The sequence below is a fragment of the Limoniibacter endophyticus genome, from assembly GCF_014652835.1.
Classification (GTDB): Bacteria; Pseudomonadota; Alphaproteobacteria; order Rhizobiales; family Rhizobiaceae; genus Limoniibacter; species Limoniibacter endophyticus.
The window spans coordinates 44,891-63,309 of sequence record NZ_BMZO01000001.1 but is presented as its reverse complement, the minus strand read 5'-3'; the positions used below and the strand labels follow the sequence as shown (position 1 = coordinate 63,309).

Annotated in this window: 17 protein-coding genes; 7 read left to right on the top strand and 10 right to left on the bottom strand. The window is 57.8% G+C overall.

The features are described 5' to 3' along the window. Positions 1 to 67: 67 nt before the first annotated feature. Complete coding sequence (locus IE151_RS00330) at positions 68 to 841, top strand: flagellar biosynthetic protein FliO (protein WP_189486683.1); 774 nt, start codon at positions 68 to 70, stop codon at positions 839 to 841. Positions 842 to 916: 75 nt separating this feature from the next. Here IE151_RS00330 and dksA read toward each other — a convergent pair whose 3' ends face one another. After that, positions 917 to 1,333 (bottom strand): RNA polymerase-binding protein DksA, encoded by a 417-nt coding sequence (gene dksA, locus IE151_RS00325; protein WP_189486682.1) that lies wholly within the window; start codon positions 1,331 to 1,333, stop codon positions 917 to 919. Between the two features lie 212 nt (positions 1,334 to 1,545). On the opposite strand from dksA, the gene IE151_RS00320 reads away from it, so the two are divergent. From IE151_RS00320 to IE151_RS00305, 4 genes are all read left to right on the top strand, one after another. Next, complete coding sequence (locus tag IE151_RS00320) at positions 1,546 to 2,067, top strand: SixA phosphatase family protein (RefSeq protein ID WP_189486681.1); 522 nt, start codon at positions 1,546 to 1,548, stop codon at positions 2,065 to 2,067. Between the two features lie 124 nt (positions 2,068 to 2,191). Continuing rightward, a complete protein-coding gene (locus IE151_RS00315; protein ID WP_189486680.1) occupies positions 2,192 to 3,649 on the top strand; it encodes a YcjX family GTP-binding protein in 1,458 nt (485 codons plus the stop codon). Further along, positions 3,646 to 4,737 (top strand): YcjF family protein, encoded by a 1,092-nt coding sequence (locus IE151_RS00310; protein ID WP_189486679.1) that lies wholly within the window; start codon positions 3,646 to 3,648, stop codon positions 4,735 to 4,737. The genes IE151_RS00315 and IE151_RS00310 overlap by 4 nt, the downstream gene beginning before the upstream one ends. A 61-nt stretch (positions 4,738 to 4,798) precedes the next feature. Then, positions 4,799 to 5,338, top strand: coding sequence for a hypothetical protein (locus tag IE151_RS00305; RefSeq protein ID WP_189486678.1), 540 nt, complete (start codon positions 4,799 to 4,801; stop codon positions 5,336 to 5,338). Here the strand turns inward: IE151_RS00305 and folK are convergent. The 3 genes from folK to folP are packed head-to-tail and all read right to left on the bottom strand — an operon-like array spanning position 5,335 to position 7,093. Beyond that, on the bottom strand, positions 5,335 to 5,859 hold the full coding sequence (folK, locus tag IE151_RS00300; RefSeq protein ID WP_244636548.1) for a 2-amino-4-hydroxy-6-hydroxymethyldihydropteridine diphosphokinase: 525 nt from the start codon (positions 5,857 to 5,859) through the stop codon (positions 5,335 to 5,337). The genes IE151_RS00305 and folK overlap by 4 nt on opposite strands. After that, the gene (gene folB / locus IE151_RS00295) at positions 5,843 to 6,202 is read right to left on the bottom strand and encodes a dihydroneopterin aldolase (RefSeq protein ID WP_189486675.1); all 360 of its coding nucleotides are present in this window, start codon (positions 6,200 to 6,202) and stop codon (positions 5,843 to 5,845) included. Before folB ends, folK begins: the two co-directional genes overlap by 17 nt. 3 nt (positions 6,203 to 6,205) lie before the next feature. Continuing rightward, the gene (gene folP, locus IE151_RS00290) at positions 6,206 to 7,093 is read right to left on the bottom strand and encodes a dihydropteroate synthase (protein ID WP_189486674.1); all 888 of its coding nucleotides are present in this window, start codon (positions 7,091 to 7,093) and stop codon (positions 6,206 to 6,208) included. Between the two features lie 136 nt (positions 7,094 to 7,229). Between folP and IE151_RS00285 the strand changes: the two genes are divergently transcribed. Beyond that, entirely contained in the window at positions 7,230 to 7,841 is a 612-nt protein-coding gene (locus IE151_RS00285) for a DUF922 domain-containing Zn-dependent protease (protein ID WP_189486672.1), read from the top strand. A gap of 4 nt (positions 7,842 to 7,845) precedes the next feature. Here the strand turns inward: IE151_RS00285 and IE151_RS00280 are convergent, their stop codons facing one another. Next, the gene (locus IE151_RS00280) at positions 7,846 to 8,166 is read right to left on the bottom strand and encodes a 2Fe-2S iron-sulfur cluster-binding protein (RefSeq protein WP_189486670.1); all 321 of its coding nucleotides are present in this window, start codon (positions 8,164 to 8,166) and stop codon (positions 7,846 to 7,848) included. Positions 8,167 to 8,259: 93 nt separating this feature from the next. Beyond that, the gene (locus tag IE151_RS00275; protein WP_189486667.1) at positions 8,260 to 8,595 is read right to left on the bottom strand and encodes a hypothetical protein; all 336 of its coding nucleotides are present in this window, start codon (positions 8,593 to 8,595) and stop codon (positions 8,260 to 8,262) included. A gap of 300 nt (positions 8,596 to 8,895) precedes the next feature. Here IE151_RS00275 and IE151_RS00270 point away from each other — a divergent pair, with 300 nt between their 5' ends. Beyond that, entirely contained in the window at positions 8,896 to 13,566 is a 4,671-nt protein-coding gene (locus IE151_RS00270; protein ID WP_189486665.1) for an apolipoprotein A-IV repeat region-like domain-containing protein, read from the top strand. A gap of 740 nt (positions 13,567 to 14,306) precedes the next feature. Here the strand turns inward: IE151_RS00270 and IE151_RS00265 are convergent. The 4 genes from IE151_RS00265 to IE151_RS00250 all read right to left on the bottom strand — a co-directional run bounded on the left by IE151_RS00265 (position 14,307) and on the right by IE151_RS00250 (position 18,417). Continuing rightward, positions 14,307 to 15,011, bottom strand: coding sequence for an ABC transporter ATP-binding protein (locus IE151_RS00265; RefSeq protein WP_189486663.1), 705 nt, complete (start codon positions 15,009 to 15,011; stop codon positions 14,307 to 14,309). Then, positions 15,011 to 16,285 (bottom strand): lipoprotein-releasing ABC transporter permease subunit, encoded by a 1,275-nt coding sequence (locus IE151_RS00260; protein WP_189486661.1) that lies wholly within the window; start codon positions 16,283 to 16,285, stop codon positions 15,011 to 15,013. The genes IE151_RS00265 and IE151_RS00260 overlap by 1 nt, the downstream gene beginning before the upstream one ends. After that, positions 16,285 to 17,622 (bottom strand): proline--tRNA ligase, encoded by a 1,338-nt coding sequence (gene proS, locus IE151_RS00255; protein ID WP_189486659.1) that lies wholly within the window; start codon positions 17,620 to 17,622, stop codon positions 16,285 to 16,287. Before proS ends, IE151_RS00260 begins: the two co-directional genes overlap by 1 nt. Before the next feature lie 522 nt (positions 17,623 to 18,144). Further along, on the bottom strand, positions 18,145 to 18,417 hold the full coding sequence (locus tag IE151_RS00250; protein WP_189486657.1) for a DUF1467 family protein: 273 nt from the start codon (positions 18,415 to 18,417) through the stop codon (positions 18,145 to 18,147). Positions 18,418 to 18,419: the final 2 nt, after the last annotated feature.

The following is an 18,419-nucleotide window of genomic DNA, read 5'->3' as shown; positions in this document are numbered from 1 at the left end:
CCCGACTTTTGTATGATCGAAGCAGCAGTTCGCATAAGGCGGACGAAGATTATCCAGTGAGGACTCCATGGCCGAATGGCTGCAAACCGCCGCCGGGCAACAATATGTGCTTGGCATTGCTGGCACGCTCGGCGCGCTGGTTCTTTTCTTTATCGTGGTTTTTTTGCTGCGCAAACGCAAGGGCGGTACAGTTCGCCGCGGCACGCAAGACAGCACTCGACGCAATCGCCTCTCGGTAATCGAAATCAGCCATCTGGACGACCAGCGCTCTTTCGTTCTGATGCGACGCGACGATGTAGAGCATCTGGTGCTGGTCGGCGGGGCGAACGACCTAGTGGTGGAGAGCGGTATAGATCGCGCAGGTCACGCCCGCAGGGCACAAAGCCAACCCGTTCAGGCGGCTCCTGCTCCTGCGCCCGCCCCGTTGCGTGAACCGGTGCCAGTCAGGCCCGCTCAGCCACCTGTCGCGGCGGCACCGATTGCTGCACCTACGCCTCTTTCTGGGACGGAACCGCGTCGCAACCCGGAGGTGCCAGCGAGGGTCGAGCCAGCCTCAGCCCTGGCGAGCGCTCATCCGATGGGCGAGACGGTCCCCGTTTCCGCCGCGCCGCAACGCGATCCGCAACCAGACGAGCTTGCGCCTGCGCTTTCGCCAGCGCAAGGCGCATCGGGACGTTTGTCGGAACTGAGCCTGGACTTTGCGCCGGTGCCTCTGAGCGAACCGGCACAGAAGGCTGAGCCCCAGTCATCGCAACCCGCGACAGGACCCGCGAGCGACCGTGACGCCATTGATGCGGAAATGCAGCGGTTTCTCGATGATCTCGCGAAGGGCCGCAACTAGGCTTCCCCCAATCTATAAAAAAGGCTGCGATCCGAAGAACGCAGCCTTGGTAATGGGAAAGTTCTTTATCGGATTTCAATCGTCGCGATAGACTTTTTCACGACGCTCATGGCGCTCTTGCGCTTCGATCGACAAGGTTGCGATCGGGCGCGCATCAAGGCGTTTGAGCGAAATCGGTTCGCCCGTTTCCTCGCAATAGCCGTAGGTGCCATCATCGATACGGGCAATCGCCGCATCGATTTTCGAGATCAGCTTGCGCTGACGATCACGGGCACGCAGCTCGATAGCGCGGTCCGTTTCGGAGGAAGCGCGATCTGCAAGGTCGGGGTGGTTGGCGTTTTCACGCTGAAGTGCTTCGAGCGTCTCACGCGCTTCACGCAGAATATCGTTCTTCCACGTGAGCAGTTTATTCCGAAAATAGGTCTTCTGCCGATCGTTCATGAACGGTTCAGCATCAGAGGGCACGTAGTCGCTCAGTTCGACTTGGGTCATGAGACTCACCCCGGATATTTCCGTTAACAGGCGCCTATATATTCGTCTCGTCCCAAGGTCACAAGAGAAACTATCGGTCGCGCGAAAGTTTTAGCGCTTTATCCCGCGGTATAAAACCAAAGTGAAAACTTAAACAGTTTAAAGGCTTGCGGGATGTCGTTTCTGTTAGCTATGAATTTCGCACGCCCACACACGAGATGCGAGCATCGTCCATGACCACCCTTTTCCTGCTCAGACACGCAAAAGCTGCCCCGGCCAGCGCGGGTGGTTCGGATTTTGAGCGTTTCCTGGAGGCAAGCGGCCGCAACGACGCCGTCGCTATGGGCAAGTTCTTCGCCCAGGAGGAATTGCCGTCGCCGGATCTCGTTTTCTGCTCGCCAGCGGCACGCACGCGTGAAACGCTCGCCTGCTTCAACGATGGTGCCAGCTTGTCGGGCCTCAAGGTCTTTGACGGCGATATTCTCTATAAGGGCGACAGTTCGGACTATATTGAGACGATCCGGACAGAAGCACAAAATGCCGAAACAATTCTCGTCGTCGGACACAACCCGATGATGGAGGATCTCGCTCATCGGCTGACAGGTTCACGCGATTCAGAGGCTTTTCGCGAGCTACAGCGCGGCTACGTTACCTCGGGCCTTGCGCAATTCGAATTCGATGAAGGCTTCGCCGCTCTGGATGACGGGCGCGGCAATCTCGTTCTTTTCGAAACTCCTGCGACGATCGACATCTGATCTATCGGCAGTTTGCATCGATTGCACCTGCGCCTATATTGTCATGGCCGTTGCAATTCAAAGTGCTAGCGCGTTCAATGTGCGTCCAGAGGGGCGGACGGCGCGCTAAAGGGGAAACGCGTCCTTGGCCATCCGCACCCATTTCACAGACGATGCGCGCATCGCGATCGACACTCTGGCCAAACGGGCCACGTCGCTGGTCTCTCCCTCCATCCGCCTCGGCGTTACCGGTCTTTCGCGGGCTGGAAAGACCGTTTTCATTTCCTCCCTGGTCCACAATCTTCTGCACGGAGGGCGGCTGCCTCTGTTCGAGGCGCATCAGTCGGGGCGAATTGCGCGCGCCTATCTCGAGCCACAGCCCGATGATGCTGTGCCACGCTTCCAGTACGAAGAGCATATTGCGACGATGCTTGAGAAACGCATCTGGCCGGACTCGACCCGCGCGATTTCGCAGTTGCGCGTCACCATTGAGTATGAATCCGCGTCCTTGTGGAACAAGCTCTTGCCTGGCGGAAAGCTTTCGCTCGACATTGTCGACTATCCCGGTGAGTGGCTTCTCGATCTTCCTCTGCTTGGCAAGGATTTTGCCGCCTTCTCCCGCGATAGCGCAGAATTGGCGGAGCTACCCTCGCGTGCCGATCTGGCGACCGATTGGCATATGCTGGCAGATGGCATCGACCCGGATGCGCCCGCGAATGAAGGCCTCGCACAACAGCTTGCAACAAGCTTTGCCGATTATCTCCGCCTCTGCAAAAACGACAGCCGAGCGCTCTCCACGCTGCCCCCCGGCCGTTTTCTCATGCCCGGCGATCTCGAGGGATCGCCAGCGCTGACATTCGCACCGCTCACGAGGCTCTCGGAAGTGGTCAGGCCGGGGTCGATGCAGGCGATGATGGAACGGCGTTACGAGGCCTACAAGACGCATGTGGTGCGTCCTTTCTTCCGTAATCATGTGGCGCGGCTTGACCGCCAGATCGTGCTGATCGATGTGATGCAGGCCATGAATGCCGGCCACGAGGCAGTTGTCGATCTGGAGCGGGCGCTTGCCGACATTCTATCGTGCTTCCGAGCCGGCAAGGGCAATTTCCTGACTGACCTGTTCATCCCGCGCATCGATCGCATTCTGATTGCGGCCACCAAGGCCGACCATATTCATCATGAGAGCCATCGCCGGCTGGAAGCCATCGTGCGCCGCCTGACCGAACGCGTTATTGCACGCGCCGATCTCTCTGGCGCAGGGGTCGAAGTCATTGCCATGGCAGCAGTTCGTGCCACCCGGGAGGCAACGGTGAAGGAGCGCACCGGCAGTCTTCCTGTCATTGTCGGCACGCCGATGGCGGGCGAAACCATCGCGGATGAGACCTTCGACGGCGAGACAGAAACCGCGATTTTTCCCGGCGATCTACCGGAAAAGCCGGCAAGCGTTTTTCAGCCCGGCACTGCGGAAGCACCCGCGCCTATCCGGTTTGTTCGCTTTCGTCCGCCGCAACTCGAAGAAACCGAGGATGGCGTCAAGCTCTCACTGCCGCACATCCGCCTGGACCGCGCCTTGCAGTATCTGATCGGGGATCAACTGGTATGAGTGAGCCGCGCAAGCCTGCTGCCTTCAAGGTAGAACCGAAGGAAGCGGAAAAGCCCGCAGCCGGAGCAGTCACGCGCCTTCCCCGGGCAATCGATCCGGGTGAAGCTGTCGCCATCGAATTCGCGCCCGATACAGCTTACGAAGAAGACGATCAGCGCCGCGAGGCTCCCGCCGCGGCAGCTTTGCCCGGCAAGAAGCGTTCGCTTGCCGCTCGCTTCTTTTTTGGCGCGACGGGCATACTTGTTTCGCTTGCCTTTGCGACCTGGCTCGACGGGTTCATCCGTAATCTCTTCGCCCGTTCCGACTGGCTTGGTTGGCTTGCTGCCACAGCCGCAGCCGTTTTCCTTGTCAGTCTGCTCGTGATTGCCTTTCGCGAATTGCGTGCCGTTGCGCGTCTTGCATCGGTGGCGGACCTGCAAAAACTTTCAATCGAGGCGATAGACGAGAAGAACGACGCAAAGGCGGAAAAGGCAACGCGGCAGCTTCTGGCATTTACCGCTCCGATTCCGGAGACCGCTGCGGGCCGAAAAACGATTGGCGAACTGGATGGCGAGATCATCGACGGAAGGCAGCTGTTGGATCTTGCCGAGAAGCAGATACTCTCGCCGCTCGATCGCATCGCCAATCGTATGGTGCTGGATTCGGCCAAGCGTGTTGCTGTCGTCACCGCTGTCAGTCCGCGGGCGCTCGTTGATCTTGGTTATGTGGCTTACGAATCGTTGCGCCTGATCCGGCGTATCGCAACGCTTTACGGCGCAAAGCCCAGCCTTCTCGGCATTGGTCGCCTGCTCCGCGCCGTAGTCTCTCATCTGGCGATCACCGGTACTATCGCGATAGGCGATGGCATCGTACAACAGGTCATCGGCCAAGGACTGGCAGCGCGCCTCTCCGCCCGCTTCGGCGAGGGTGTGGTGAACGGGTTGATGACGGCCCGGATCGGCATTGCGGCCATCGAAACGGTGCGACCGCTCCCTTTCAACGCGATACAACGCCCGCGTTTAAAGGATTTTCTGTCGCCACTCTCGGTTTTTGCCTCTGCGAAACAACGTGAACAAGACGCCAAAAGCAGCGAACGCCTCATTGACTGAAGGCATTTGTTAACCATTCTTCCTCATGGTTAAGCGATCCTTTAGTCAGCGAGTCGTGCGGATGTCTTTCACCAGTTTGCGTCGAATTGTTCCTCTAGTCGCCGCAGTCCTCGTTGGTGCTGCCACTGTTCCGTCACATGCCAACGACGAAGTTTTTTTTAAATCGATCGCAGGCCAGTGGGTCGGTCCAGGCGAAATTATCGCCGGTAAATACAAGGGCACAAAGTTCACCTGCACTCTTGACGGTTCCGCCGCCGCGAAGAATGCAGGCATGAAGCTCGATGGGCACTGCCGGGTTGGCATGTTCACGCAAAAAATGCAGGCAACGGTCGAAAGGAAGGGAAAAGGCTACAAGGGCAGTTTCCTGGACGGAGCTGACGGCAAAGGTCTCGACGTCATTTCCGGAAAAGTCGATGGCAATCACATTGTTCTCGGTCTTGCTCGCGAAAAGCTGAAGGGTGCAATGCTCGCCCGTGTACCGTCTAACAATGCCATGACAATCACTGTTTCCGTGGAAGTGGACGACACGCTCGTTCCCGTTATCGGCATGCAGCTGAAGCGCGTTGACGGCGGTGCTGTCGGCGCCATCGCCCGAAACTAGTTCTCCTCGCGCCACCAATCAAGATTATCGTCGCGCCTGATACCCTCCCCGTCTAGGCTCGAAATCCAGCCAGACAGAGGCTTATCTCTCAGGATGACGTCGCCCGCGACATCGCGTAACGGTAGCAACGCGAAAAGCCGCTCCTGCAAGCGTAGATGTGGGATTTGCAAATCCTGCTCCTCCACCACCTCTCCCTCGATCAGTAATATGTCAATATCGATAAGGCGCGGGCCCCAGCGTTCGCGTCGCTCTCGCAGTAAGGCCTTTTCCGTCTCGAGACATACCTCCAGAAGCGAATTTGCGTTCAGTCGCGTGGAAATCCGCAAGGCGGCGTTGAGGAAATCCGGCTGGTCCAGTTTGCCCCAAGGCGGTGTAGCGTAAAGCGCTGACACCGCCTCTACGGCAATCTCAGGATGAGCGTCCAGCAGCGCGATCGCTTGTGCCATCTGCCGCCGGGGATTGCCGATATTGCCGCCTAGACCAAGATAAGCGACGCGGCTCCTCTCACTGCGGCCAGGCAACCGTCACCTCGACATGATCAAGCACGCCTTGCACCGGTGCATTGGGCTTGCGAATAGTGATTTCCGTGCGCTTGATCTGCGGAAAAAGGACGGTCAGTTCGCGAGCAACCTCCAAGGCAAGCGCTTCGATTAGAAATTTCCGCCGACCAGCCACAATGGCTTCGATCGCGGAGAACGCCTTGCCGTAATCTACCGTACTTTCGATACGGTCTTCTTCAATGGCAATGTTGGGCTCCACGTCCAGAACTGCGTCGACATAGAAACGCTGCCCGAGGCGCTCCTCCTCGTCATGCACGCCGTGACGCGCAAAAAAGGCGCAGTTCTTCAGCCGGATCGTGTACATCGCTCAGCTCTTCCTTTTTGCCTTCCTGGAGGCAATGCTGGTCAGGTCATCAAATTCAAGCGTGTCGCGCATTGCGTCCACGACTGCAAGCGCATCGCGGGTTGCCGTAACGTTATGAACACGGAAAATAGCGGCCCCACGCTCCCGCAGCATGACGGAGGTCGCGGCGGTAGCAATGTCACGCTCGTTAGCCGGCAGTCCATTTGTCGCGAAACCGAGAAATCGTTTGCGCGACGTCCCTACGTAAAGCGGTCTGCCAAGCACATGTAGCTCGTCCAGCCGGTGCATCAATTCGAGGTTCTCGTGCTCATCCTTGGCGAAGCCGAAGCCGGGATCGAGAACAATCTGGCTATCCTTCACTCCGGCCTTGGCCGCAAGTTCAAGCGATCGTTCAAAGAAAACAAGCTGATCCCTGATGACATCTGCATGCTTCTCGCGGTCTCGTCCATTATGCATGATGACGAGCCCCGCGCCAGTGCGCGCTGCGAGATTCGCAACATCAGAATCTCCCTGCAATCCTTTGATATCATTTATAATATGTGCACCTTCTTCAAGTGCTTTGTTAAGCGTCTCGGTCCGATAGCTATCAACGGAAATTAATATATCAGAACGCGACAGCAAAGCCTTCACAACGGGTAGAACGCGTTGCTGTTCGTCTTCCGCGGAGACCTGAGCAGCGCCGGGGCGTGTCGACTCACCGCCAATGTCGATAATTGTCGCGCCATCCAATTGTAATGCCAGCGCCTGTTCGAGCGCACGATCCGGGTCGTCAAACTGCCCCCCGTCCGAGAAGCTGTCCGGCGTGACATTGACTATTCCACAGATCGCGGCACGGCCGGAAAGGTCGAGGCTGCGGCCGTGGGCCAGGCTCCAAATCGCATCATTATTCATTGCTTAAATCTTCTAACGCTTGCTTAACCAGTATCTAAAACGCTGGGCAAAACCGGCAAGTTTTGCCCATTTACGGAACCAATGATGCTAAGCATCTATTTCCGAAAAAGAGCAAGCGGATTGAGAGGGAAATGATATGCGGCGCGTTACAGCCATGGCAGCCATCGGCCTATCGCTCTTCATGATGCCGGCTACAGCCGCTTCGCTCACCAAGACCTACAGCTATTTTTCGATCAAGGGCAGCACGATCGACGAGATCGAAAAAGAGCTATCCGCGCACGGACCGAACGTCGCTATGACAGGTCGCCGGCATCCCGGTGCAACGCAGCTCGAATTTGTCACCAAGCTTGACTATAAGGAGATCTCTCGCGGCTGCATAATTTCGCGGGCCCGGGTTCAGGTCAAGGCAAGCGTGATCCTGCCAAAATGGCGCGGAACGAAGGAGGCAAATGGCCTTACCCGCTTGATCTGGAATACGCTGGCAGCCGATATCAAGCGCCATGAAGAAAGTCACGTGGTCATTGCCAAGAATCATGCACGTGAGATGGAAGATCGGCTACTGAAATCGGGGCGTCACAGGGATTGTAAGGCTGCACGCACCTTTGCAGCCGGCATAGTTGATCGTGTCATTACGAAACACGATCAGGCGCAGGCCGATTTCGACCGCATTGAAGCCAAGAACTTCGAACGTCGCCTCATGTCTTTGATGCAATATCGTCTGGAGCGCGCGCAGAGCGCCATGAAATAACCGTTTATCCCTGGCGTTCCGGGATATGGACGACAAGACCGTCAAACTCTGGCTTTACCTTGATCTGGCAAGATAGGCGCGACGTCGGGCGCACGTCGTAAGCGAAGTCCAGCATGTCCTCTTCCATCGGCTCCGGCCCGCCGACAGCATCCGCCCAGTCATCATCCACATAGACGTGGCAGGTCGCACAGGCACAGGCGCCACCACATTCGGCTTCAATACCCGGCACGCCGTTGCGTATCGCATTTTCCATCACCGTCGATCCCGGTTCCGCTTCGACTTCGAAACGCGTCTCATCGATACCGACAAAGGTGAGCTTGGTCATGCCTGGCCTTCTCCGTTAGGGAAGTTGAATCTGATGCCGGAATAAACGCTTGGTTCGCTGTGTCAATTGCCGATCATGACGAGCGCCGTCAAATCAGCCGAAACGCTGTTCGAGAAATTGCAGCATGCGATCCAGCATGCATTCCAGGTCCTGATAGGAGCCGGTTTCGCTTTCGTCCAGCTCTCGCAATTTTTCCGCCAGCAGAAAGGCGCCAAGATTAAGAGCTGCGCCGCGCAGTGCGTGCAGGATTTCGCGATGTCCTGCCGGTAAACCGTGCGCGAGATGCTCCTGCGTCTCTGCGATCTGATCGCGGAACATGCTTAGAAGCTCTTGTTGCAGGACGCCGTTTCCAAGCGTTTGACGCCGGAGAAAGTCGAGATCGATCGGTGGCGCATCGTCATTTGCCGCATATGGGATCTGCTGTGCCATGCTGGTCAAAACCTTCTTTCACAATAACGAAATGTAGCTGATTTTAATTAAAGTTATCAAGAGGTTGTGGATAGATGTTTAAATATTAGCATCTAATGGAGACTGGGTGGTAGGATGTTCGTTTACATGCGTTTCGCCCCGCCTGCACCTTATGCGTTAACCTTGTATTTAAACTTTTATGGATCGCCCGCGATCTAGGGTTTTCACATGATGCGCAGGCGATTACGATACGTTAATGTTTTGTATACCTTGTCCGCAGCCCCCCCTGTAGGCGGACACAACGAGTAAGGTGGTAGTGTCATGGCTAGGAGAGCGTCGACTAAAGAGACCCTCGACGATGATATCGCCAAGGAACTGGAATCGGTCCTGGATTTTGACTTCGATGATGTCGACGATACCGGCCAGCTTGATATCGCCTCATCCATGGTCGATCTGGAGCTTCAGATTTCGGAAGCAGCTGCGGAACTGGCGAAGGAAAGCAAGAGCGCTCAGCCCTCGGGTTTCACTCCTGCGCCATCGGCAGTCATTGCGCCAGTCGCTCGCCCTGCCCGCACAGAAACCCAGGCCGAGCAAGTTGCGCAACGACCTGTTGCCCCAGAGTCTGCTGCTGCCGAGCCGAAGCCTTCGGGGCTCAGCCCGGTCGAAACCGTAAGCGCGCAATCATCATCGGCCTTCACCGCCGCCAATGATGATCGCAAGAAGGCTTATGCGACTGCTCCTGTCGCGCCGTTGCGTCGTCCTTCTGGTGGCAAGACCTATCTGGCACTCTTCGCTGTTTCTGCCGCATGGATCGGTGCAACCTTCTATATCGCCAATGCGCTTTATGGCTCGTCCCTGTGGGATTCATCCTCCACGCTCGGCCTCAGCCCGTCACTCATAGTTACAACGATCATTGCTGTTCTGCCCGTTCTTCTGTTCTGGGCGTTCGCAATGCTTGTGCGTCGCGCCAGCGAAATGCGTCACGCAGCTCAGACCATGGCCGACGCTGCGCTTCGTCTTGCGGAACCCGAAACGGTTGCCCAGGACCGCGTCATGCAGCTTGGTCATGCCGTCCGCCGCGAAGTCGCCGCTATGGGTGAAGGCATTGAGCGCACGCTTGCCCGCGCTGTCGAACTTGAAACGCTGGTCCATACGGAAGTGTCGGAGCTGGAACGCGCCTATTCGCAGAACGAAATGCGTATCCGTCAGCTGGTCGATGGTCTGGGCAATGAACGCGAAGCCGTCGTGAGCCATGCCGAGCGCGTACGTTCCTCCATTTCCGGTGCGCATGAAACGCTGCGCGAGGAACTGGAAAGCGCTGGAGACCTGATCCGCCGCAACATCGAGGATGCTAGCGGCAAGCTTTCCTTGTCGATTACCAGTGCCGGCGACGAGTTCGTCGGTCGCTTCGGTGAACGCGGCAACGAGATCGCGAACGCCATCAGCGAAAAGATGAGCTCGCTCGACGAGCGCATGTCCACCTCCGGCGAGGCCTTCGCCACCATGCTGGACACCCGCATCGCGACGCTGAACCAGGCAAGCGACGAAGCGACCCGCACCATCGCCCAGATCTTCGATGACCGCTCGAGCGGTATGGCTTCGCTCCTGGGCGACACGGCCAGCCGTGTTAATGAAGACCTGCAGAGCCGCCTCGAACAGATCGAGCAGACGCTGGCCGAACGCGGATCGAGCCTCATTGGCGCGTTTGAAACGCGCGCTCAGGCTCTTGATGCCGGTACGCAACGCCTTAACGATGCGCTCGAAAGCCGCGCCCGCCAGATCAACGAAACCCTGATGGAGCGGGCGCGCGATCTCGCGGACACGTTCGTCAAGGGCCGTGATCAGTTTTCGCTCCGTGTCGAGGAAAGCAAGTCGGTTCTCAACGACCAGATGTCCGGCCTTGCCGATCAGGCGAGCAGGATCCTTGAGGAGCGTACACGCGATATTGCCGAGCGTCTTTCGGGTGGACAGGACCTGGTATCCGCCAATGTCGACGCCAATATCGAAAAGCTGGAAGCAGCGCGCGCCCGCGTCGAGGAAGCCCTCGCGCATCATACGCGGACGCTTGAAGAACGTACGAACGACATTGCCGAGCGCCTTTCCGGCGGTCAGGACGTTGTTTCCGAAAACGTCGAAGCTAACATCGCCAGGCTCGAAGCCGTTCGCGCCCGCATCGAAGATGCAATTGCACATCACAGCCAGACGCTTACCAATCGCAGCGACGACATCTCCAAGGTTTTTGAGGATGATCTGCGCAAGATCACGGAATATCGTGCATCGATCGACGCCGCACTTGGCGATCAGCTCGAGCGCATCGATATGGGCCGCGCCTCGCTTGCGCGGGTCATGGCAGAAGACCTCGAGAAGCTGGCAGAAGCCCGCGCCCGCATTGACGAGACAGTAGCCGGTCAGGTTGCCCGTCTCTCGGAAGGTCGCGAAACCCTGTCGGCGGCCTTGCAGGCCGATCTTCAGCAGCTTGCTGTCACGCGCAATGAAATCGACGCTGCCATGGTTGAGCATGTCCAGGCCATCTCGCGGCAGACGACCGGCGTTTCGGGTGCGCTCGAAAGCGACATCCAGCGTCTGGAAGAAGCCTTCCAGCGCCAGACCGGTCTCATTGACGATCGCACCAGCCGTATGCAGGCAGCCCTGGAAACCGGAGTAGAGGGCGTTCGCACCACGCTGGAAAAGAGCGCCGGGATCGTTGCTGTCACGTTGCGCGACCGTATCCGCGACGTTATGACGACGCTTCACGAGGAGACCGGGAAGGTCTTTGAGGGCGCGGATGAACGCATCATGGCGCGCACGGATGCAACCTCGCAGGCTCTCGCTGCGCGGGCTGAACAGCTCATCTCGATTTTCCAGGAAACCGACGAGCGAATTCGTTCGCGGACCGAAGAAACCGCTCAGGTCATGTCCGAGCAGACGCGTCTCGTTACCGAGGCCTTCGACGAACGTGCACGCGCCATCAATGCCACGCTGGAGGATCGCACCCGTTCCATTGGCGAGGTTCTTGATCAGCGCAGCAGCGCCATTGTCGACAATCTTGAAGAGCGCACTCGCGGCATTACCGATGGCATAGACGAACGCGTCCGCAATGTCGCCGATGCTCTTGACGGTCGTACCAAGGCAGTCATGGCGGGTCTTGAAGCGCATACGCAGGCGCTGGGCGAAACCCTGTCGTCCTCAAGCGATGAGTTCAATGCCAATACCGAAGCGCTGCGTGAACGCGTCACCAACTATATTGGTGAAGCCGAGGGCCGCATGATCGATGTTGCACGTTCGGTCGGCGAAACCCTGCAGCACCAGTTCGATGAAACAGAACGCCACCTCTCCGAGCGCGCCCAGTCAATCTCCTCGACCTTCGACGGCCTAGGCGAAAATCTGAGCAACCGCGCACATGAAACAGCGCAGCTACTCTCCGAGAACACCCGCACGCTTAACGAAACACTGGCTGCACGTTCGCAGGAAATCGTCCGCGTCCTCGACGAGACAGCGAAGCCGCTGACCGACCTGATGGCCGAAAGCGGTGGCGAATTGCAGCGTAGCCTCGAAGCGGCAACCGCCAGTGCCACGGAGCGCCTGCGTAACCAGAACTCCGCCCTGGTCAATGCGCTTGCCAGCCGCACGGCTGAAACGCTGTCGGCCATGGAACAGGCACGTGAAGGCCTTTCGGAAGGCGTGGGCGATCTCATCGACCGACTCTCTGCCTCCTCGAACAAGCTGCGCGACCTGATCGAGATCGCCGAGCACAATCTCGACGGCATCGACCATCGCCTGTCCTCTACGACGCAGAGTTTTGCCGCGACTACCGAAAAGGCCTCGCAGACCTTCGCAAGCTCTGCGCGCCTCATCGATGCCAATGCCGGACGTCTGGCAGATCTCTCCTCCAACACCCTGAAGGAAATTGCTCAGATCGCCCATCGTTTCGACGATCACAGCAAGCTCCTTTCCAACGCTTCCGATCTCCTTGCCGCCGCACAAGGCACGCTGACGAGCACGCTCGACGAGCGTCAGAGCGCCTTGGAAGACCTCGCTGTGGGGCTGGTTCGCAAGTCCGAGGAAATCGAGCGTTCCATGCGCTCCTTCGAGGACGTCATCAACCGCGTCATGGTGCAGGCTGAGGAGCGTACCAGCGCTTCGACGGATGATCTGCGCAAGCGGGTCAACGACGTCGTCGAGTCCGCCACCGAGCGATTTGCCGGTGCGACGGAAGAAATGCGCCGCACTGCGCTGACGATCCGTCAGGAACTGGATGCGACCCGTGCCGAACTCAAGCGCGGTGTTCTTGACATGCCGGTAGAAGCCAAGGAGTCGACCACGGCTATCCGTCGCGCAGTTTCGGAGCAGATAAACGCACTGAAGGAACTGTCGGATATCGTTGCCAAGTCCGGTCGCGCCGTTCACGGGGCTGCACAGACACGTACCGCTGCGCCCGCAGCACAGCAGCCGCAGCGCCCTGCTCCGGCACCGACGCCAGCGCCTGCTTCGCGTCAACAGGCAGCTGTTGCGGAAGCGCCGCGCAGCCTTCGCGGCCCTATTGCGCCGGAAGCGGAAGCACAGCGCTCGGGCAATTGGGTAAGCGATCTTTTGCGCGGTGCCTCGCGTGAGGGTCGCAATACTGCGGCGCCGCAGGACATGAACCGCCGTCCCGCCCATCACGTGATGGAATCGCTCAACTCGCTTTCCGTCGATATTGCCAAGGCGATCGACCATGATGCAGCGATCGAATTGTGGGACCGCTACCGCCGTGGTGAGCGCGACGTCTTCATGCGCCGTCTCTACACGATCAAGGGGCAGCGCACCTTCGAGGAAGTCCGTCGCAAATATCGTGCCGACTCGGAGTTCCGCAGTGCCGTCGATCGCTACTGCGAGGATTTCGAGCGTCTGCTACGCGACGTGCCGGATAATGGCACCGCACAGAACTACCTGACTTCCGATACCGGCAAGGTCTATACGATGCTTGCTCATGCCGCAGGTCGCCTGTCCTGAGTGACATCCTATACGCAAAAGATCGAAGGCCAGCTCTGAGAGCTGGCCTTTTCCGTTTTCGTTTTGAAAACCTAGGTTTAGCTAAAAATCTTTATCTAAAATGTAGACGTGAATGATTTTCAAGCCGCGCATTTATATCCGGCAATCAAATCAGGTACTTGTAATTTTTTCGCGCCGATAGATCGCCCAATCCACCCACACCCTGGCCGGCTGCGCGATACTTCTCGTGCGTCAGGGATAGGTGAGCTCCCGAACACCGAGACGCTGAGACAGCGGGCGGAAACCGCCGTTTGGCCTGGCAAGCCGGACGGAGGGCCGAACGAGAGAAGATTTACGACCTTCTCTCCTCTTCGGGTTCTTCCAGACACCGTCAGGGCATGTGGAAGCATGCGAAACTGAATGAAATGCAACGGGCCACATGCCCTGATCCCATTTCATTTCCCATCAACCGTGCGGCACGCGCCGTGGCGGATTTTTCTGCTGTGTTGTTGGATATTGGCCAGCTTGGATCACAGCAACGCCAACCTTCCTCTCGACAGGAAAGTCACGACGCAATCGCGGGTCGGAAGAAAAGTCTCCAGTCAGGCCCTTCCTCCGCAAAAATCGCCCTGCGTCGCGATCATCCCCTCACCTCTTGCCCCGACAGCTGTCGACCGTCTCGTCAAGCGCCGTTCAATAGCGGCATTTATTCGAAGCGGACTCGGAGAGCATTTTCCGGCAAGGCAAGCGTCCTCTTCCTCTCACAAGGAGAGGGCTGGCTTCCACTCCACAAGCTTCCCCTTGTGCAGTGTAACGCCGCGGTCCATCCGCGAGGCAAGCTCGTGATTATGGGTGGCTATAAGCGCGCAGAGACCAGACTGTTTGACCAGGGCGCCTAGCGCCTCGAACACATAGCCAGCGGTCACTGGGTCCAGATTGCCGGTCGGTTCGTCGGCAAGAAGTAGAAGCGGAGCGTTTGCAACCGCCCGTGCAATTGCCACACGCTGCTGCTCGCCGCCCGACAACTCGGTCGGACGGTGCTTCGCACGGGCTCCGATACGCATATACTCCAGCAATTGCTGTGCGCGCTCGGCAGCATCCTTTTTGGGAAGCCCATGAACGAGCTGCGGCAACATCACATTTTCAAGAGCACTGAATTCCGGCAACAGATGGTGGAATTGATAGACAAAGCCTATGTCGTTGCGGCGGATCGCCGTGCGTGCGTCGTCCGACAGCGTTCCGCAGGAGCGTCCGCCGATGATGACCTCGCCGGCGTCGGGTTTTTCGAGCAAGCCCGCCATGTGCAACAGCGTCGACTTTCCGGAGCCCGAGGGCGCGACAAGCGCCACCATCTCCCCACGCTTCAGCGTGAGATTGGCCCCATTCAGAATGGTCAGCTTCTTTTCACCCTGCGCATAGTGGCGCTCGACATTTTTGACCTCGAGAACAACGGTCGACTTGGCCATTATTCATACCTCAAAGCTTCAACCGGGTCTAAACGCGCTGCGCGCCAGGCCGGGAAGATCGTTGCCAGGAAAGACAGGACCAGCGCCATCAAAAGCACGGAGAGCGTTTCGCCCATGTCGATGCGGGCCGGAAGCTGGCTCAGGAAGTAGAGCTCCGGGTCGAACAGCGTCTGGCCGGAAAGCCAGGAGAAGAATTGGCGAATGCGTTCAATATTTGCGCAGACAAGCATGCCAAGACCGAATCCGGCCAATGTTCCGGTAATACCGATCGCCGCCCCCGTCATGACGAAGATACGCAGGATCGCCCCGGACGTTGCGCCCATGGTGCGCAGAATGGCGATGTCGTGGCTCTTGTCCTTCACCAGCATGATCAGCCCGGAAATGATATTGAGCGCGGCGACGAGCACGATCAGTGTCAGGATCATGAACATGACGTTGCGCTCGACCTGAAGCGCCGAGAACAGCGTCTGGTTGCGCTCGCGCCATTCGGTCAGATAGACCGGTCGTTGCGCAGCCGCCTCCACAGCCGAGCGGAGTGAGGAAACATTGTCAGGATTGTTGACGTAGAGCTCGAGCGACCCGACACGCCCCTCGCTATTAAAGAAAAGCTGCGCTTCGTCGAGCGGCATGAAGATGATCGAGGCATCATACTCCGACATTCCGATCTCGAAGATCGCATTGATCGGGTAGGATTTCACCCGCGGCGTCGTGCCGAGCGGCGTCACGTCGCCCTGTGGAGAATAGAGCGTGATCAGATCGCCTATTTCCAGACCGAGATTATTGGCCATGCGTGATCCGATCGCCACTCCCTCGCCGCGGAACTCTTCCAGCGAGCCGAAGCGAAGATTTTTGGCGACGAGATCGATCTTGGCGAGGTCCTCGCCCTTCACGCCGCGTACCAGTGCGCCCGTGCCAGCGCCCACCGCCCCCGAAGCAAAGACCTGCCCCTCGACGATCGGCATGGCGATGCGTACGCCGTTGACGCCGGCGATACGCTGTGCAACCGCCTCGTAGTCATCAAGCGGCGTATCCACCGGCTGGACAATCAGATGACCATTAATGCCAAGGATGCGTGTCAGCAGTTCTTCACGGAAGCCGTTCATCACTGCCATGACGATAATCAACGTCGCCACGCCCAGCATGATGCCTATGAAGGAGATAGACGCGATCACCGAAATCACCGCCTCCTTGCGGCGCGAACGCAAATAGCGCCACGCTACCATGCGCTCGAATGCCGAAAACGGCCTCGAGGATACTGCCTTCGTTTCAGCCATTACGCCTTGTTGCTCCGTGCGAGAACTTCGTCGACCACGCGGTCGAGCGAAACGTTGAAGCGTTCGCCACTGCGGCGGTGCTTCACTTCGACTTCGCCGCTGGCAACGCCGCGCGGGCCGATGATTACCTGCCATGGCAGGCCGATCAGGTCCGCAGTCGCGAATTTGCCGCCAGCACGCTGATCGGTGTCGTCGTAAAGTACGTCACGCTTCTTCTCTGTGAAGGCAGCGTAGAGCTTCTCGCAAACTGCGTCGCATTCCGCATCGCCCGCCTTCATGTTGATCAGGGCGATATCGAATGGCGCAACCGATTCCGGCCAGATAATGCCGTTCTCGTCATGATTGGCTTCGATCAACGCGCCGAGCAGACGGCTTGGACCGATCCCGTAGGAACCCATCGAAACATTGTGCTCCTTACCGTCCGGCCCCGTTACCGACGCGCCCATCGGCGCGGAATATTTCTCCCCGAAGTGGAAGATATGGCCGACCTCGATGCCCCGCGCATCAATTTTGACGTCGTCTGGAAGCGCATTCCAGGCAGTTTCATCGTGCATCTCGTCAGTCGCCGCGTAGAGCGAGGTCCAGTGCCGGACCGTCTTCTCCATTGCTTCGATATCGCTGAAATCAGTGTCTTCGCCAGGGATAGCGAATTCAAGATAATCCTTGTGGCAGAAGACCTGGCTTTCGCCGGTTTCAGCCAGAACGATGAATTCATGGCTGAGATCACCGCCGATTGGCCCGGTATCGGCGCGCATTGGCACCGCCTTCAGGCCCATACGCGCAAAAGTACGCAAATATGCAATGAACATGCGATTATACGCAGATCGCGCTGCGTCATAGTCAATATCGAAGGAATAGGCGTCCTTCATCAGAAACTCGCGCGAACGCATGACGCCGAAGCGCGGACGGATCTCGTCGCGATATTTCCACTGGATATGGTAGAGGTTCAACGGCAGGTCCTTGTAGGACTTTACATAGGCCCGGAAAATATCCGTCACCATCTCCTCATTGGTCGGGCCAAACAGCATGTCGCGGTCGTTGCGGTCCTTGATGCGCAGCATCTCCTTGCCATAGGCATCATAGCGACCGCTTTCGCGCCAAAGATCGGCTGATTGGATGGTCGGCATGAGGATTTCTTGCGCGCCGGAGCGATCCTGCTCCTCGCGGATGATCGCGCAGACCTTGTCCAGAACGCGTTTCCCCAACGGCAGCCAGGAAACAGAGCCCTGCCCCTGCTGGCGGATCATACCGGCGCGCAGCATCAGGCGGTGCGAGACGATTTCAGCCTCACGGGGGTTTTCCTTCAAGATCGGCAGAAAAAAACGCGAAAGGCGCATGTAAAATCCCATTCGTCTGAACAATGCGGGCTGAAACGGATCGATTTTCCGGATGCCCGCTGACGCGATCCGACTCCCGTGCCTTCCAGGCACCATGAATCACTAGCGCGGTATGGTTTCTTGTCCCGGTTTCATAGCCATTTCAAGGCAGAATGGAAAGCCGCGATCCGGAGCAAGGCAGTTTCAAAAACTGTAGTCGCGCAAATTTTATGGCGGCCGCGACAAGTTGGCATCTATCGTCATCGGATGAACATTTGTATTGCGATACAATGCATTTATTTTGTGCAGCGCAGCACAATTTTTTGATGACTCCTGCGTAAAAAATATCCTAAATTTAACCTGGAAAAGAGAATGGCAGAGAAATCTGCCTATGAAATGGTCAGGTTTTGGGAGGAATCGAAGTTCTGGCGCGCTAACCCGCTGCCGCCTTTTTAAGAAAGGAAGAGAACTTCAGACCAAATCTTTTCCAATAAAAATGCGAGGCTTCGGCCTCGCATTTTTTGTTGTACAGCAGATCCTCCCTCAGTCAGGAAAATCAGGAATTATTCTCGGCAAATCATCGAGGCTCCACCCAAGCCAGTAATTGCCCCCGTAGAGAGCTCCATAGATGAGTGCCGCAACGATGCTGTTGCGAATGACGACGCGACGCATATGCGAACCCGCCGGAGCGCTCGCAGTGGTGCCAGGTATCACGCTCCCCTCTTCTTCCTGCGTGCGTAGCCCGAACGGAATGCTGGCGAAAAGCACCGTCCACCAGATCACGAAATAGACGGCGACTGCGGAAAAGATCGTCATCG

Excerpts from the sequence above, each read along its gene's own strand:
- folB (WP_189486675.1), bottom strand. The coding sequence starts at position 6,202 with ATGTACACGATCCGGCTGAAGAACTGCGCCTTTTTTGCGCGTCACGGC.
- proS (WP_189486659.1), bottom strand. The coding sequence starts at position 17,622 with ATGCGCCTTTCGCGTTTTTTTCTGCCGATCTTGAAGGAAAACCCCCGT.
- IE151_RS00270 (WP_189486665.1), top strand. The coding sequence starts at position 8,896 with ATGGCTAGGAGAGCGTCGACTAAAGAGACCCTCGACGATGATATCGCC.
- IE151_RS00285 (WP_189486672.1), top strand. The coding sequence starts at position 7,230 with ATGCGGCGCGTTACAGCCATGGCAGCCATCGGCCTATCGCTCTTCATG.
- dksA (WP_189486682.1), bottom strand. The coding sequence starts at position 1,333 with ATGACCCAAGTCGAACTGAGCGACTACGTGCCCTCTGATGCTGAACCG.
- IE151_RS00260 (WP_189486661.1), bottom strand. The coding sequence starts at position 16,285 with ATGGCTGAAACGAAGGCAGTATCCTCGAGGCCGTTTTCGGCATTCGAG.
- IE151_RS00250 (WP_189486657.1), bottom strand. The coding sequence starts at position 18,417 with ATGACGATCTTTTCCGCAGTCGCCGTCTATTTCGTGATCTGGTGGACG.
- folP (WP_189486674.1), bottom strand. The coding sequence starts at position 7,093 with ATGAATAATGATGCGATTTGGAGCCTGGCCCACGGCCGCAGCCTCGAC.
- IE151_RS00305 (WP_189486678.1), top strand. The coding sequence starts at position 4,799 with ATGTCTTTCACCAGTTTGCGTCGAATTGTTCCTCTAGTCGCCGCAGTC.
- IE151_RS00265 (WP_189486663.1), bottom strand. The coding sequence starts at position 15,011 with ATGGCCAAGTCGACCGTTGTTCTCGAGGTCAAAAATGTCGAGCGCCAC.
- IE151_RS00275 (WP_189486667.1), bottom strand. The coding sequence starts at position 8,595 with ATGGCACAGCAGATCCCATATGCGGCAAATGACGATGCGCCACCGATC.
- IE151_RS00280 (WP_189486670.1), bottom strand. The coding sequence starts at position 8,166 with ATGACCAAGCTCACCTTTGTCGGTATCGATGAGACGCGTTTCGAAGTC.
- IE151_RS00310 (WP_189486679.1), top strand. The coding sequence starts at position 3,646 with ATGAGTGAGCCGCGCAAGCCTGCTGCCTTCAAGGTAGAACCGAAGGAA.
- IE151_RS00320 (WP_189486681.1), top strand. The coding sequence starts at position 1,546 with ATGACCACCCTTTTCCTGCTCAGACACGCAAAAGCTGCCCCGGCCAGC.
- IE151_RS00330 (WP_189486683.1), top strand. The coding sequence starts at position 68 with ATGGCCGAATGGCTGCAAACCGCCGCCGGGCAACAATATGTGCTTGGC.